Source organism: Acinetobacter sp. YH12052 (genome assembly GCF_013419835.1).
Taxonomy (GTDB): domain Bacteria; phylum Pseudomonadota; class Gammaproteobacteria; order Pseudomonadales; family Moraxellaceae; genus Acinetobacter; species Acinetobacter amyesii.
Map to the genome: position 1 here is coordinate 119,771 of NZ_VOZI01000001.1, position 15,308 is coordinate 135,078.

Here is a 15,308-nt window from a genome sequence, read left to right on the forward strand (position 1 = left end):
GACAAAATAAGTGCTTCGGCGCTATACAAAAATTGCCAATAAAAACAACATTAGGTCAGGACGACATGACACAAAGTTTATCGGAACATCGACATATTTCTTTTACTGCACATTACACTGGCTATATTTGGTACAGCATGGGGATTTCGCATCCCGTTTTTGCCACACGTAAAGGCAAATTTTTAGCACGTTTAGTCCATCCTTTAGAAAGCTGGGCAGAAAAAAATGTGGGCGGTAGCATGCGTTCGACGCTTAAACAGCGCCATGCCATGATCGATCAACATTTAGATCAACTCATTGCCCAACACCCTCAGCTACAAGTCCTCGAAATTGCTTGTGGCCTCTCCCCGCGCGGTTGGAATTTTCGCACCAAGCATCCTGAAATTAACTATCGTGAACTCGACTTGCCGGATATGGCAAAAATCAAAACACAGGCACTCAAACAGATTGACCCGCATGCCCCCGAGGTCTTAACTGGCGACATTTTCACACAAGATTTTGAACGTATTTTTCAGAGTTTTGACGCTGAACGTCCATTGGTGGTGATTAGCGAGGGGCTGATTAATTATTTTGATCAAACGCTACTGAATAAGTTATTGCAAGGGATCACCGAATATGGCGCCTCATTTCAGGAATTACATTATCTGACCGACATCTATCCTGAACCCGTCAAGAACCGTTTAGCACGTTTTATTTGGGCCAGTAGTAAATTACTCAAAGTCATGTCTCGCAGCGCTTTTACTTTTCATTTTCAATCCTCTGCTGAATTACAGCAGTTTTTCAGTCATACAGGATTTGAAGAAGTAGACGTCGTTCAGCCGGCCTTATACTTTCCACAACAGCAACAAGATCAAGTGATTCCATTTCACGATGCAGAGCAGCACTGTGGAGATTTGGTTTGGATGGTGCATGCCAAAACAAAAAAACAGCGCTAACGCGCTGTTTTTTTTAATTGTTCATGTTTTAACTTACGTCTTCTAATAACAACACATCTTCTTTTTGGCGTTGTACAAAGCGCAATAGACGCTCTGCCAACTCAAAACTACCATGCTTAAACAAAGCTCGAACCTGCGTATCCACAACGTCAAAGATGAGACATTCAATTTTAAACTCACCTTCTTCATCTTCTAGATGTAATGCCAAATCCCGTGGATATGCGTGCATGCAGTCCAACATTTCAGCCTGTACATTCAGCAACACGCCGAAATAATTTAAATCCGTAATTTGAGTGTCAACCACGAGATCTGAATGGCGATGAGATAAATGCGTGAATGGCTGTTGTACACTTACACGCGCTTCGCCACGGCGTTCAATATTTTGCATTTGCTCACGGCTCATTGGAATGATCCCGTCCAACTGCTGAATAGACTCACCGCGTAGATAAGTTGCAAACAAATTCATGGTTTCCTTACGGCGTTGCAACTGCGGTAAATGATCCGCATTGGCAATCATGGCAAATTGCATATTCGGACATTGCAAGGCAAAGCCTGCATTTTCATGCGGCAAAGTAAAACTGTCGTACTGCCCGCATGACACCAAAACATCACACTGTGGAATCGGCACGTCTTGCAAACGCAGCAAACGATTACAGTTAATGTCATAACGCTCTTGTTCGGTATTGGTGAATTCAGCCATTTGTCTAAAGAACAAACGCTTCGCTGTCGGTGACATCCGCGTCACATCCAGTTTGGCATGATTGACCAAATATAAAATCACCGCTTGACCAAATTCATCCATGCGCTGTTCTTTCATCAAATGCAAGGATTCTTCAAGCAACATGCGCCAGCTCTTGCGCGTTTTTTGCATTACGCCCATCAATATCATGCGGTCAATCAATTCAGGACGTTGATCCGCCAGTCCTGCAGCCACCACTGAACCTAGTGACATCCCCATCACGGATACTTTTTCTAGCCCGACGATATCCAACCAAACGCCCAACATCTGCGCCAGATCACCCAACTCTAAAGTCCCTGCCGACACCGAAGTATCGACATTGGTAATTTGCTGATTTGAGCCCATAGAGGGTAAATCAATTAAAATAATAGGTCCTGCCGCAAATAGTTGTTCGACACAATATTTGTAGGAATTAAAGTTTTGAAATGCCCCACCAATAATAACAATCGGGGTGCGATGAATGGTTTCAGGTTGTGCAATAGCCATATATTCGACCTTCCAGCCATCAATCCATGTCGTTCTGGCAGGCTGTTTAAAGCTTTGCTTGTCATACAGATCGAAAAAACTGTAATGCGTACTTTCCTGTACGGTGGGATCCATTTGGATAATGGAATTCATATTCCTTTCCTCCATTCCTGCCTTATTTTTATTGTCAGGAATTCATTTAGAGACTCTGCTCGACTTAGCGTCCTGCTCTTTAATCGTTATTTGTACGACTTCAATGTCGCTATTGTTTCATTCTATACAGAGGTTCATTTTACAAGCAACTGATATCCCCGCCGCTTATCTACTTTTGTTCTAAAAACAATTTCAAAATGTTAATTCTGGTCAGCAAGTACAGTCGAATATGCACTTAAGTGCTTCATTGTTCAGTCACAGGCTGTTAATATCGAGTTGAAATTTCTAAGTGATCAAACCGCTATGCAAGAGTCTATTGAACAATACATGCAAACGGTAGGACAGCAAGCACGCACAGCATCACGTGTGCTCGCAGGGGCTTCTACCCAGACTAAAAATAATGCCTTATCAGCAATTTATACTGCTTTACAAAACAGTGAAACTGCAATTTTGGCAGCTAACCAAGTGGATATGACCAAAGCGCATAACAACAACTTGGATAGTGCTCTCCTTGATCGCTTAGAACTTACCCCCACACGCTTTAAAGGCATGCTCCAAGGTCTAAAAGATGTGATCGCACTCACTGACCCGATTGGCGAAATTACCGATATGGCCTTTCGTCCGACAGGTATTCAGCTGGGCAAAATGCGCGTGCCGCTAGGTGTTGTCGGCATGATTTACGAATCTCGCCCCAATGTCACCCTTGAAGCCGCATCTTTAGCGCTTAAATCAGGTAACGCGATTATTTTACGTGGTGGTTCTGAAGCTTTGGAATCTAACCAAGCAATTGCAGCAGCGATTCAACATGGCTTAACTGCTGCAGGTGTACCTGAGCATGCCGTTCAAGTGCTTAATACCCCAGACCGTGCTGCGGTTGGCCAATTAATTACTATGCCTGAATATGTCGATGTGATCGTACCTCGTGGTGGTAAAGGCTTAATTGAGCGTATTACCAATGAAGCACGTGTGCCGGTCATCAAACATCTTGATGGTAACTGCCATGTTTTTGTGGAAGCTCAGGCTGATTTGCAAAAAGCATTACCTATTGCGCTCAATGCCAAAACACACCGTTATGGCGTATGTAATGCCATGGAAACCTTACTTGTCGATGAAAATGTCGCTGAAGAGTTTTTACCACGCATTGCTGAACTTTATGCGGAGAAAAAAGTTGAACTTCGTGGCTGTGCTGAAACGCAGCGCATTTTGGGTGAATCGATTGTTCCTGCAACTGAAGAAGATTGGTATACCGAATACTTAGGCCCGATTTTGGCAGTGAAAGTCGTTACTGGCTTAGATGAAGCGATTGAGCACATCAACAAATATGGCTCACACCATACCGACTCGATCATTACCGAAAACTTTAGTCTGGCTCGTCAGTTCTTGGCGCATGTAGATTCGAGTTCAGTGATGATCAATGCCTCGACGCGTTTTGCAGATGGGTTTGAATATGGTCTTGGTGCTGAGATCGGCATTTCAACCGATAAAATCCATGCACGCGGACCAGTCGGCCTAGAAGGTCTGACTTCTCAAAAATGGATTGTATTTGGTGATGGTCAAATTCGCCAATAACACCCAATAAGACAATGAAAGCTGTGCTTTTCTAAGTAAAGGCACAGCTTTTTTTATGGCGATTTAAAAAACTAGACCCAGGGTTCACATATTGAAATATAATCCTGCAAACACACAGGATTTAGAATCGAAAACAGATTTTTTGACAATTAAATGCTTAAGAAGAATAAGAAAAGTTCAATTTACCTGCTTTTTTGCAACAATTTTAGGATTACAGCGCAGCAACCGCATGTTATGTTCTATGTATATCTCTTAAATCGTATAAATTTTGAGGATTATTTTATTAATAAATGAAAACTATGAACTGATAAATTTTAATTATTATTGTGCTCAGGGTCGATAGTGCTTAAGTCTAATCTCCTAAAGTCTATCTAGGACGATAAAAAAACCCATGATAAAACATCATCACAGATCTAAATTGCATCAATCAATACAACTGCAATCAGATCAACATTATGGATAAGTATTTCAATTAGAATTCGGGTATTTAAACGTGTCTACATCAGTATTAGTAATTAACTGCGGATCTTCTTCTATCAAATATGCGTTAGTTTCTGAGCGCCGTGAAGATCGTATTTTTGGTCTGGCCGAGAACCTAGGTTCTGCTGATGCACGTATTAAAGGGGTCACTACGGGTGGTGCTGCGCTTGAGCTGTCTATTCCACATGCTGACCATGAAAAAGCCCTCGAAACTATTTTAGAGCGTTTGGCTCACCATAATCCTCAAGCGATTGGTCACCGCGTGGTACACGGCGGTACATTAACCAAAGCTGAGCTATTAACACCAGAAATTATTGAACGTATTCGTGAAGCTACACCGCTTGCGCCATTGCATAACCCTGCTCACTTGGTGGGTATCGAAGCAACCATGCGTTTGTTCCCTGAACTTCCGCAAGTAGCCGTATTCGATACAGCATTCCACCAAACAATGCCGTCTCATGCATACCGCTATGCATTACCAAAATTCTTGTACACACAGCATAACGTACGTCGTTATGGCTTCCACGGTACTAGCCATGCCTACGTATCTGAGCGTGGCTCAATGTTGGCAGGCAGCTTTAAACAAGGTGGCTGGTTAACTGCTCACTTAGGCAATGGTAGCTCGACTTGTGCGATTTGGAATGGTCAATCTGTAGATACGTCAATGGGTCTAACACCACTTGAAGGTGTGGTGATGGGCACACGTAGTGGTGATGTTGACCCAAGTATTCACAGCTTCCTTGCGAGCAACTTAGGTTGGGATATCTACAAAATCGACAAAATGCTGAACAGCCAATCAGGCCTACTCGGTTTGTCTGATCTATCAAATGACATGCGTACATTGATCGAAGCATCAGAACAAGGTAACGAAGATGCCGCGCTTGCCATTGAAGTATTCTGCTACCGTTTAGCAAAATCTTTAGCAGGTCTCAGCTGTGGTCTACCACGTATTGACGGTTTATTCTTTACCGGTGGTATTGGTGAAAACTCTGCCTACATTCGTGAAAAAACGGTTTCATACTTACCACACTTTGGTTTCAACCTTAGTAAAGAATTAAATGACAACTTAAAACGCGGTACGGAAGGTCGTATTGACCACGGTACTGGCCCACAAATTTGGGTTGTTCCTACCGATGAAGAAGGCCGTATTGCCAAAGAAACTGAGCATGTTGTAGACGAGGTGACAGCGTCTGCTACAAAAAAGCCTGATGCTGAAGCTGCGATTGCATAAGCAATCGCATCAGCCCCTTCGCCTTCAATATTAATTTTTAGCTTTAATTTAGACACCGTATGAAAACAATTTTACTCGTGCCAACTGGGGAAGGTGTAGGTTTAACATCTGCATGCTTAGGTTTAATTTATGCTTTGGAATGCCAAGGGGTCAAAGCAGGTTTTCTGAAACCATTTTCACAGGAAAATGTCGCAGATACTGTAGACCGTACAACGGCTCTTTATCGTCATTTATTTAATAATGAAACGGTAGAACCCATTCACCATGCCACCATCGTGAAACAACTCAGTCATGATGAAAGTGATGAACTGCTCGAAGAAGCGGTTCGTTTGCACCGTGAAATTGCAAAAAAGCATGACCTAATTATTGTTGAAGGCTTGGTTCCAAACAGCCGAGATAACTTTGCCTCAGAACTGAATGCGACTTTAGCAAAAGCACTCGATGCCAAAGTGATTATTGTCAGCACAGCAGATATTCAAAATGCCACGAAAACGGCTGAGAAAATTGACAGTTCACTACGCCAATTTGGTGGTGCTGCATCTGAACGTACTGCGGGTGTTTTGTTTATGCGCACACGTGGCTTGCCAGAAGAGTCTGCGCAAATTCCTGTCACACTTGATCCAAATCTGCGTTTAATTAGTGACACCAATAAATTTGTACTCGAATTACAACAAAGTAATCCGCAAATTGGTTCTACACAGCTACCTGTTATTGGCCTCGTTCCATTTAGTAATACGCTCAGCGTACCGCGCATGTCTGACTTGGCGACGCATATTCAAGCGGAATGGATCAACCAAGGCGATGCTGCTCATCGCCGTGTACTACATAGCAGCTTAGTTGCCTCTAATATTGAACATGAACTTCACAAATTTGTGGCAGGTGAACTGATTATCAGCGCCTCTGACCGTATTGATGTGTTGTTGGCTTCTAGCCTTGCAAGTAGCAATGGTATTCCACTTGCCGGTTTGGTTTTGACTGAACATCATCAACCGAACCCGCAAGTTTTGGATTTCTGCCAAACCGCGATTAAGCAAGGCTTACCGATTTTACATACGCCTTTAAGCACTTTTGAAACGGCACAACAACTTTCAAATTTAGGCAATGAAATTCCTGTCGATGACGTAGAACGTGCAGAGCAAGTGACTCGCTTTGTTTCAAGCCACATTAATGCTGAGTGGATTACTGAAGTATTGAATGGTTCGTATCAACCACGCTTGTCCCCTTCTGCATTCCGTCATGAATTGGTACAAAAATCCATTGCTGCGAAAAAACGGATTGTTCTACCTGAAGGTGATGAACCACGGACCATTCAAGCGGCTGCCATTTGTCAATCACGTGGCATTGCACACTGTATTTTATTGGCAAAACCTGAAGCCGTGATTGAAGTTGCAAAAGCACGTAATATCGAACTTCCACATGATTTGGAAATCATTGATCCTGATCTGATTCGTGAAAACTATGTGCCGAAAATGGTTGAGCTGCGTAAAGGCAAACTCAATGATCTACAAGCACGCGAACAGCTACAAGACACCGTGGTTTTAGGCACCATGATGCTTGCACTCGATCAAGTGGATGGCCTTGTATCTGGTGCAGTACATACTACGGCGAATACAGTGCGTCCAGCATTCCAATTGATTAAGACTGCACCTGATTATTCATTGGTTTCTTCTGTGTTCTTTATGCTGCTACCAGATGAAGTCTATGTGTACGGTGACTGTGCCATTAATCCAGATCCGAATGCAGAACAGCTTGCAGAGATTGCGATTCAATCTGCAGATTCAGCAAAAGCTTTTGGTATTGACCCACGTATCGCAATGATTTCGTATTCAACAGGTACTTCTGGTGCAGGTGCAGATGTCGAAAAAGTGGCTGAAGCAACACGTATTGCCAAAGAACGCCGCCCAGACTTACTGATTGATGGCCCGCTTCAATACGATGCTGCATCGGTGGAAAGTGTGGGACGCTCTAAAGCACCTGACTCTAAAGTGGCTGGTCGTGCCAATGTGTTTATTTTCCCTGACTTAAATACAGGTAATACAACCTATAAAGCAGTTCAACGTTCTGCAAATGTAGTCAGTGTTGGCCCAATGCTGCAAGGTTTAAACAAGCCTGTAAATGACTTGTCTCGTGGCGCATTGGTCGATGACATCGTGTTTACCATTGCATTAACGGCGATTCAATCCGAACAACAAGAAGCTTAATTTTAGTTTCGAGTTCTTAACCACCCTTTCGAAAGACTGGGTGGTTTTTTGTTTTGTATAACTGCCATTATGTTGAAAAGACTCAGAATTAGTAGAAATTTCTTTTAAATTCTATGGCTGAATTTTGAGTATTTGGTACATGACCAATAATGTATTCATTCTTCGCTTGAAAAAAGAAATCAAAGCTCTGACTCATCAGTGAATCTTGCTGGCTTTGCTTTTTGTAAATCGGAGCGATACGGTTAAGATAGTAATTGATCCATTCTGCTTGATTAGAAAACGCTGCATAGTCTTTTAAATCTGTATATAGATTCTGTAGATCTGTGGAAATTAATTCAATATTGGGGTCAAACATCCATACTGTGATATCCATTGGTTCAATCTCTGTGAATGTAAGAGGTTGTGCACTATCAAAACGCTCTATCTTATAAAGTTGAGCTCCATTTTCACTATAGCTACTACAAAGAAGTTTGGTATTCTCGACCTGATAGTGATTTTTCCCTATTTCTAATTCTCTGATTTGTTTTGATATTTCTAAGCATTGAGGTAGTTTATGAATATTTGAATACGCTAGTTGTTTGAAAAGAACTATGGACCGATGTATTACATAGCTCTCTCCTGTTCCAATAATAATTCCATTATCCCAAGTATGAAGTTTTAATGTATGACATTCGTTAAAGCTGTCTATTTTTTCCTCACTTATGACAACCACTTTTTTATCTGCTGTAACAACGATGCTATCCTTCAGTTGAAGGGCAATGATGAAAGTCATATCTAAATTAAAAAATTTTGAAATATTCGTTTTATATATTAAGTCAATTTCGAGCTTAATTTTTGAATTTAATAAAAACAGGTAATATATGGCTGGTGGTTCTCAAATCATACTAAATAAGAATGGGATTACATTGATTACACCTGCAAAATTTGAGGCTAAAGCAGGGCAACACATCTTTAAAAGTGGGGGCTGAAAGTAGGTGTAAATCTTAAAGGGTTACCAGCTTACGAAGCTTATAACGAAAAATTTCAGATGTTATTACCCTCTGGTGAGCCCTTGAAAAATGCTGATTATAAAATCTCAAACGGGTCTGATGAGTTGACAGCTATAGCTGATAATAAAGGGCGCTCTAAACGAGTGAACTCCTTACAAGAAGAAAGCTTAAAGCTGGATTTGAATTGGATGAAGTTAGAAGCTGAACCGAATGATGGGGATGAATAGTGGGAAGTTTAGATTGGGAAGGTAATACAAATACAACAGAAAACAGCTGTAAAACCGCACAGTGTGATTGCTTAACTTTTTGGGAAATACAACAACAAGAAACTCTGATACACATATCTAATTTAAAAAATAAAAGGAAAAATTTACATAAATTAGAGCCTGGATATGAAACTAGGGCGTGACGTATTGCTTCAGTTTATGCCAATATTTATCTAGAAAAAGAAAAACATCGAAACAAAGATTTAGTTGGCCGTTACTATTGGATGGGCTTAGGTGCATTTGTTTCAAAAAATCTTAGCTGCCATTTTAAACATGGTTTAACTGCATGGGAATATAAATGGATTCCACTAGGGGTAATTCGTGATCCTGTACATACTTTTGCAAAAGGTAACTTATGGCTATTTATGGATATTGCACCTTGGCATTATGCTTTGAGCATGTCTTCATCCTCTTTTAATCAATGCCGAACTCAACGTGATGTTTCCAAATTTACTCATATTAAAGAAGAAGTTATAAACGTTCCTTGGTCAAATTGTTTACCCATAATTAAAAACTTAAAAGCACTTTAGAAATTAAAAGTGCTTTTGAATATCTACCAAAATTGAAAAGTATTCTGCCGAGTTCTTATAATATCAAAAACATGGAAAGAGAATATCAGGGGCGACACGCCGGTGTACTCGATAAGGTACCAGAAACAGTATACAGCGAACCATTATCAAACACTAAAGTCGCCAATTATGATAGCCGTATGGAATGGATTAAAAAAGCAGCAGAAAAATATCATCGTTTAATGCAAAGTGATAAAGGAAGATACTTTTTAGAAGAAGAACTAAAAATTATTGCGAAATGGGGCGATAGCAAAGCTAATTTTACAGTTGGAAAGGATAGTAATGATGGAAAAATTTAATTACTGCATTGTTATTTTTATGGTGGGTTATCTCCTTTCAGCTTGTCAACCTAGTGCAAAAAATACAGAGAATAATAATGTCATGAATCAACAGCGTTTTAGTTTACATTTAGGCCAACAAGGGTTTAAAGATTTTTCTCAACATAATCTTGGGCGTCCCGATAGTCATCCATCTAGAGCAGGTTTTAGAGAGTTAGATTTTACACCACCCAACTTAGGTCAGATTAAAGTTGAAAATGGTGAGAATAGCTTAGTGATAGATCATGTATTTTCAGTTCTAGGAACATCGTTTAATAATGAGGATGGAATACAAGGGCTTGATATTAATGCAGGGCTAAACAAAGAGGAATTTGTACGTCCTGAACAAGCCCACCAAGCTTATGTTGACTTAATGAGACGTATAAATCAGGCCGAATGGAAAAATTATTTCTATCGTTTTTCTGCACGAATAGCAAAGGAAGATAATATTCGATATCTAATGAAATCAGGTGATGTCATTGACCCGACTTATATCTTTAATTATGAAGAATGGAAAAAGATAATAAATACAGTTGGAGGGAACACTATAGGCTACCGATTATATGCCAATGGTATTCTTTTGGATCTGAGTATAAAACAAACTCAAAAAACTGAAGATGGTAAAGAACAATATATGGTTCGTTATGCTTTCAATACGATTCGTTATGATGAAAGAAATTCAATGGATGATTCAGAGAATAATATTGATACTTACAAAATGACCTCAAAAGAGTTAGAACAAGCATTTGCAAATGCGCTGATAAGAAATAAAAAATCAAGAGAAATTGATGAAAAAGAAGTTATAGTACAAGGCTACCATATCGATGAAAATTATGAAGATCCTGATGTTTGGCAATATGTTAAATAATCAAATGTTGTCGCGTTTAGACTCAATTTTAAAGCACTTTTACACAAAATTGATCATTGAAACTAAAGATTTGAAGATTTGAAGATTTGAAGATTTGAAGATTTGAAGATTTGAAGATTTGAAGATTTGAAGATTTGAAGATTTGAAGATTTGAAGATTTGAAGATTTGAAGATTTGAAGATTTGAAGATTTGAAGAAGAATATTATTTTTATAAAATTTAAAGCAAAAAAAAAGAAGATAAAGCTTTAGGCTTGATCTTCTTGTTGACCGTAGAACCAAGTTGCTGCGATAAATAGAGAAAAACCAATAACTGACAACACTGGAGTAACCATATAATTCACACTCTAACTTTGATGACGTCATTATGTAAAAGTTATATGACAGTTATATGACAAATATAAAATTTTCAAAAAAAATAAATATTGTTTATTTTCAATATCTTAAAAATTAAAACATATCTCCTCCTCTAGTTATGTGACAAATATTTCATGAAATATGACAGTTAAAATGTCATTTTCAGGCCATTTATGACAGTTAAATATGGCGCTGTTTAAGCCTATTAAACTTTCGGCCAAAGATTAAGCGAAATACCCACACAACTGTATTTTTGTCTTATAATTTAGCCCGCTAGCTATCAGCCCGCTCAAGAGATATTTGTATGACAACTATTATCAAGCAAGATGACTTGATCACATCGGTAAAAGATGCGCTTCAGTTCATTTCTTACTATCACCCACAGGACTTCATCCAAGCGATGAGCCGTGCGTATGACCGTGAAGAAAACAAAGCCGCAAAAGACGCGATTGCACAAATTTTAATTAACTCTCGTATGTGTGCAGAAGGCCATCGTCCTATCTGTCAAGATACGGGTATTGTGAACGTATTTCTTGAAGTGGGCTTAGACGTTAAATTTGATTTAACCATGAGCCTAGACGATGCAATTAACGAAGGTGTACGTCAAGGTTATCTTGAAAACTCAAACATTCTTCGTGCATCAGTATTAGCTGATCCTGCTTTTGGTCGTAAAAATACCAAAGACAACACCCCTGCTGTAATTCACTACAAACTCGTTCCGGGTAATAAAGTTGATATTACTGTTGCTGCTAAAGGTGGTGGTTCAGAAAACAAATCTAAACTTGCAATGCTTAACCCTTCTGACTCTATCGTAGATTGGGTACTTAAAACTGTTCCAACAATGGGTGCAGGTTGGTGTCCTCCTGGTATGCTCGGTATCGGTATTGGTGGTACTGCTGAAAAAGCCATGATGCTTGCAAAAGAAGCATTGATGGAAGAAATCAACATGGACGAACTCCTTCGTCGTGGCCCACAAAACCAAATCGAAGAACTTCGTATCGAAATCTTCGAAAAAGTAAATGCTTTAGGTATTGGTGCTCAAGGTCTTGGCGGTTTAACGACTGTTCTTGATATCAAAATCAAAGACTACCCATGTCACGCTGCGGGTAAACCAGTAGGTATGATTCCTAACTGTGCTGCAACTCGTCATGCGCATTTCCAATTAGACGGTTCAGGTGTAGCGCATATTCAAGCGCCTAGCCTTGAAGACTACCCTGCGGTAACTTGGGATTCATCAACATCTAAACGTGTTGACTTAGATAACATCACTCAAGAAGAAATGAACTCTTGGCAACCTGGTGACACACTACTTCTTAACGGTACAATCTATACAGGTCGTGACGCTGCGCACAAACGTATGGTTGACATGTTAAACAAAGGTGAAGAACTTCCAGTTGACCTAAAAGGTAAATTTATTTACTACGTTGGCCCTGTTGATCCAGTCGGTGACGAAGTTGTTGGTCCAGCTGGCCCAACAACTGCAACACGTATGGATAAGTTCACACGTCAAGTGCTTGAAGCAACTGGCATGTTCGGTATGATTGGTAAAGCGGATCGTGGTCCTGCTGCTGTTGAAGCAATCAAAGACAACAAAGCAACTTACCTCATGGCTGTCGGTGGTGCTGCGTACTTAGTATCGAAAGCGATTCGTGAAGCTGAAGTTGTAGCATTTGCTGACTTAGGTATGGAAGCGATCTACAAATTTGTTGTAAAAGACATGCCTGTATCTGTAGCTGTTGACGTAAATGGTACTTCTGTTCACGCAACTGCACCAAAAATCTGGCAAGCAAAAATTGGTAAAATCCCAGTAGTTGATGCTGCTGCGAACTAATTTCGCCACATTCAAGATCTAAAAAAGCACCCCATCGGGTGCTTTTTTATTGTCAATATTTAGACTGTCTGTCGAATGACATTCGCTATTTAATGCTTTCACACACTAAAAACAACGGCTAATTACATTACCAAGTTAATGGATTCCACAGTTTAAAAGGCTTGGTCAACTGCACATCTTCCGCAGGATCATAATGAGGTGCCTTCAACTTCTGCGCACTTTTCCGCACTTTTCCAGTGTTTTGATCTTCTGCCACAAAGTTAAAACTGTTGGATTTCAACTCTGTAAATGCGATTTCATTTCGACCAATTTTTTCAGGCATGAGCAGCAATGGCCCTGAAACCGTTCTTTTACTGGATAAATTCTCTTCATCATATTTGATGAAATAGGATTGACCTGCTTCAACATCAAAGTCTAAATATTTAGGCTTTTGAAAATGATTCACCCCCAAAGGGCGACTCGATGATAAGCGGTAATTCCCTGCCGGTAACTCCACCCAGTAATAATGATTATTCAATAAACTTGGAATACGCTCACTGTTCAGAAATAAGCTGCTGGCCACAATTTCTTGGCGGTTCCATTTACTGTCTGGACGATATAAATACACGATCGCTGCTTGATCATGTTGAGCTTTCACTTCTTGAAAATGTCGGCCTTGTTTCTGATTGACCCAACCACCAATGGTAAACATACCCAATCGATATTGTTCAATATGGCCCGGTGTACTTTCAGGATCCACGGGCTTTAATGTTGAAGCCAATGACGTTTGCTCAACGGCTGATTTTCCATGACAACCCAGCAGCGCTACACTGCTTAAAAGTAGAATTGCAACTCCACGCATGATTATCCCTCACTGCGTCTTTTTTTATTTTACACTTTTGTTTTCAGTTTTTTACATTCAGGCATCCACGCCATCCTGCTGAGATTAACATTCTGCTTTTATTTTTGGAAATAAAAAACGTGTGCAAATCTTGGATTTACACACGTTTCAGACGAATAGCGCTTAAGCAGATTTAGAGTTTACAACTTTTAAATCTGACTTCGGTGCAGCTTCTTCAGTTTTCTTTGGTTGACGTTCTGATTTAAATTCAGGTTCCGCTTCACCATTAATCACCGCTTCATTGACGACAACCGTACCCACATCTGAACGACTTGGTAAGTCATACATCGTTTCAAGCAATGAATTTTCTAAAATCGAACGTAGACCACGCGCACCCGTATTACGGTCAAGGGCTTTTTTAGCCACGGCACGCAATGCTGAGTCTTCAAATACGAGGTCAACATTTTCCATTTCAAATAAATATTGGTACTGACGTGTCAATGCATTTTTTGGTTCAGTCAGAATCTGCATCAATGCTTCTTCGTCGAGTTCTTCCAAGGTTGCAATGACTGGCAAACGACCAATAAATTCAGGAATCAGACCGAATTTAACCAAATCTGTCGCTTCAACTTGGCGGAATAAATCAGATAATTTTTTAGTTTCATCTTTCTTACGCACTTCAGCCGTAAAGCCAATACCACCTTTTTCCTGACGCTGCTGTACGATTTTCTCTAGACCAGAGAATGCGCCACCACAGATAAACAGAATATTTGAAGTATCAATTTGAATAAATTCTTGCTGCGGATGCTTACGACCACCTTGAGGCGGAATCGACGCAACCGTACCTTCGATCATTTTCAATAACGCTTGCTGAACACCCTCACCCGATACATCACGAGTGATTGATGGATTTTCAGACTTGCGGGTAATTTTGTCGATTTCATCGATATAGATAATGCCTTTTTGTGCTTTTTCTACATCGTAATCGGCTTTTTGAAGGAGTTTTTGAACAATGTTCTCAACGTCTTCACCCACATAACCTGCTTCAGTTAAAGTCGTTGCATCTGCCATCGCAAATGGCACATCTAAAAGACGCGCAAGTGTCTGAGCAAGCAGCGTTTTACCTGAACCTGTTGGTCCAACCAACATAATGTTACTTTTCGAAATCTCTACACCGTCTTCTGGTTTTTTACCACTAGTGCCAACTTTTAGGCGTTTATAATGGTTGTATACCGCAACAGAGAGGGTCTTTTTCGCAACATCTTGCCCAATCACATATTGGTCAAGCGCAGCACGGATTTCATGCGGTTTTGGTAAAGGACGAGTTGCCCAGTCATTTGATTCAACTTGCTGACTGGTCTGAACTAGGTCAAGACATACGTCCACACACTCATTACAGATGTACGCGTCCTCACCTGCAATCAGTTTCCCGACTTCAGACTGCGTTTTACCGCAAAATGAACAATGCTTTTGTCCTTGAGGATGTTCGGACATATTCACTCCAATAATTAATTCTTTAA

10 protein-coding genes and 2 pseudogenes are annotated in these 15,308 nt (G+C 40.2%); 8 read left to right on the forward strand and 4 right to left on the reverse strand.

The features are described from left to right. Positions 1-65: 65 nt before the first annotated feature. Positions 66-935, forward strand: coding sequence for a class I SAM-dependent methyltransferase (locus tag FTU06_RS00510; RefSeq protein WP_180144316.1), 870 nt, complete (start codon positions 66-68; stop codon positions 933-935). Between the two features lie 28 nt (positions 936-963). Here the strand turns inward: FTU06_RS00510 and FTU06_RS00515 are convergent, their stop codons facing one another. Then, positions 964-2,292 (reverse strand): alpha/beta fold hydrolase, encoded by a 1,329-nt coding sequence (locus tag FTU06_RS00515; protein ID WP_180144320.1) that lies wholly within the window; start codon positions 2,290-2,292, stop codon positions 964-966. A gap of 303 nt (positions 2,293-2,595) precedes the next feature. Between FTU06_RS00515 and FTU06_RS00520 the strand changes: the two genes are divergently transcribed. The 3 genes from FTU06_RS00520 to pta all read left to right on the forward strand — a co-directional run bounded on the left by FTU06_RS00520 (position 2,596) and on the right by pta (position 7,773). Beyond that, positions 2,596-3,861 carry a glutamate-5-semialdehyde dehydrogenase gene (locus FTU06_RS00520; RefSeq protein WP_180144324.1) on the forward strand — a complete coding sequence of 422 codons (1,266 nt, stop codon included), beginning with the start codon at positions 2,596-2,598 and terminating at the stop codon, positions 3,859-3,861. A gap of 493 nt (positions 3,862-4,354) precedes the next feature. Continuing rightward, positions 4,355-5,572: an acetate/propionate family kinase gene (locus FTU06_RS00525; RefSeq protein WP_078189653.1), complete on the forward strand. Its 1,218-nt coding sequence runs from the start codon at positions 4,355-4,357 to the stop codon at positions 5,570-5,572. A gap of 59 nt (positions 5,573-5,631) precedes the next feature. Beyond that, entirely contained in the window at positions 5,632-7,773 is a 2,142-nt protein-coding gene (pta, locus tag FTU06_RS00530; RefSeq protein WP_180004548.1) for a phosphate acetyltransferase, read from the forward strand. An 88-nt stretch (positions 7,774-7,861) separates the two neighbouring features. Here pta and FTU06_RS00535 read toward each other — a convergent pair whose 3' ends face one another. After that, a complete protein-coding gene (locus tag FTU06_RS00535) occupies positions 7,862-8,545 on the reverse strand; it encodes a hypothetical protein (protein ID WP_180007187.1) in 684 nt (227 codons plus the stop codon). An 88-nt stretch (positions 8,546-8,633) separates the two neighbouring features. Between FTU06_RS00535 and FTU06_RS16960 the strand changes: the two are divergent. From FTU06_RS16960 to FTU06_RS00555, 4 genes and pseudogenes are all read left to right on the forward strand, one after another. Beyond that, positions 8,634-8,989: pseudogene (locus FTU06_RS16960) on the forward strand (hypothetical protein). Between the two features lie 185 nt (positions 8,990-9,174). Continuing rightward, positions 9,175-9,896 (forward strand): annotated as a pseudogene (locus tag FTU06_RS00545) (DUF2515 family protein). After that, a complete protein-coding gene (locus FTU06_RS00550) occupies positions 9,880-10,782 on the forward strand; it encodes a hypothetical protein (RefSeq protein WP_180144327.1) in 903 nt (300 codons plus the stop codon). Before FTU06_RS00545 ends, FTU06_RS00550 begins: the two are co-directional and overlap by 17 nt. A 659-nt stretch (positions 10,783-11,441) precedes the next feature. Then, positions 11,442-12,968: a fumarate hydratase gene (locus tag FTU06_RS00555; protein ID WP_078189659.1), complete on the forward strand. Its 1,527-nt coding sequence runs from the start codon at positions 11,442-11,444 to the stop codon at positions 12,966-12,968. Between the two features lie 127 nt (positions 12,969-13,095). Here the strand turns inward: FTU06_RS00555 and FTU06_RS00560 are convergent, their stop codons facing one another. After that, the gene (locus tag FTU06_RS00560; RefSeq protein ID WP_180111322.1) at positions 13,096-13,809 is read right to left on the reverse strand and encodes a DUF2846 domain-containing protein; all 714 of its coding nucleotides are present in this window, start codon (positions 13,807-13,809) and stop codon (positions 13,096-13,098) included. Between the two features lie 162 nt (positions 13,810-13,971). Further along, positions 13,972-15,282, reverse strand: a complete 1,311-nt coding sequence (gene clpX, locus FTU06_RS00565; protein WP_078189661.1) for an ATP-dependent protease ATP-binding subunit ClpX — start codon at positions 15,280-15,282, stop codon at positions 13,972-13,974. Positions 15,283-15,308 lie beyond the last annotated feature (26 nt).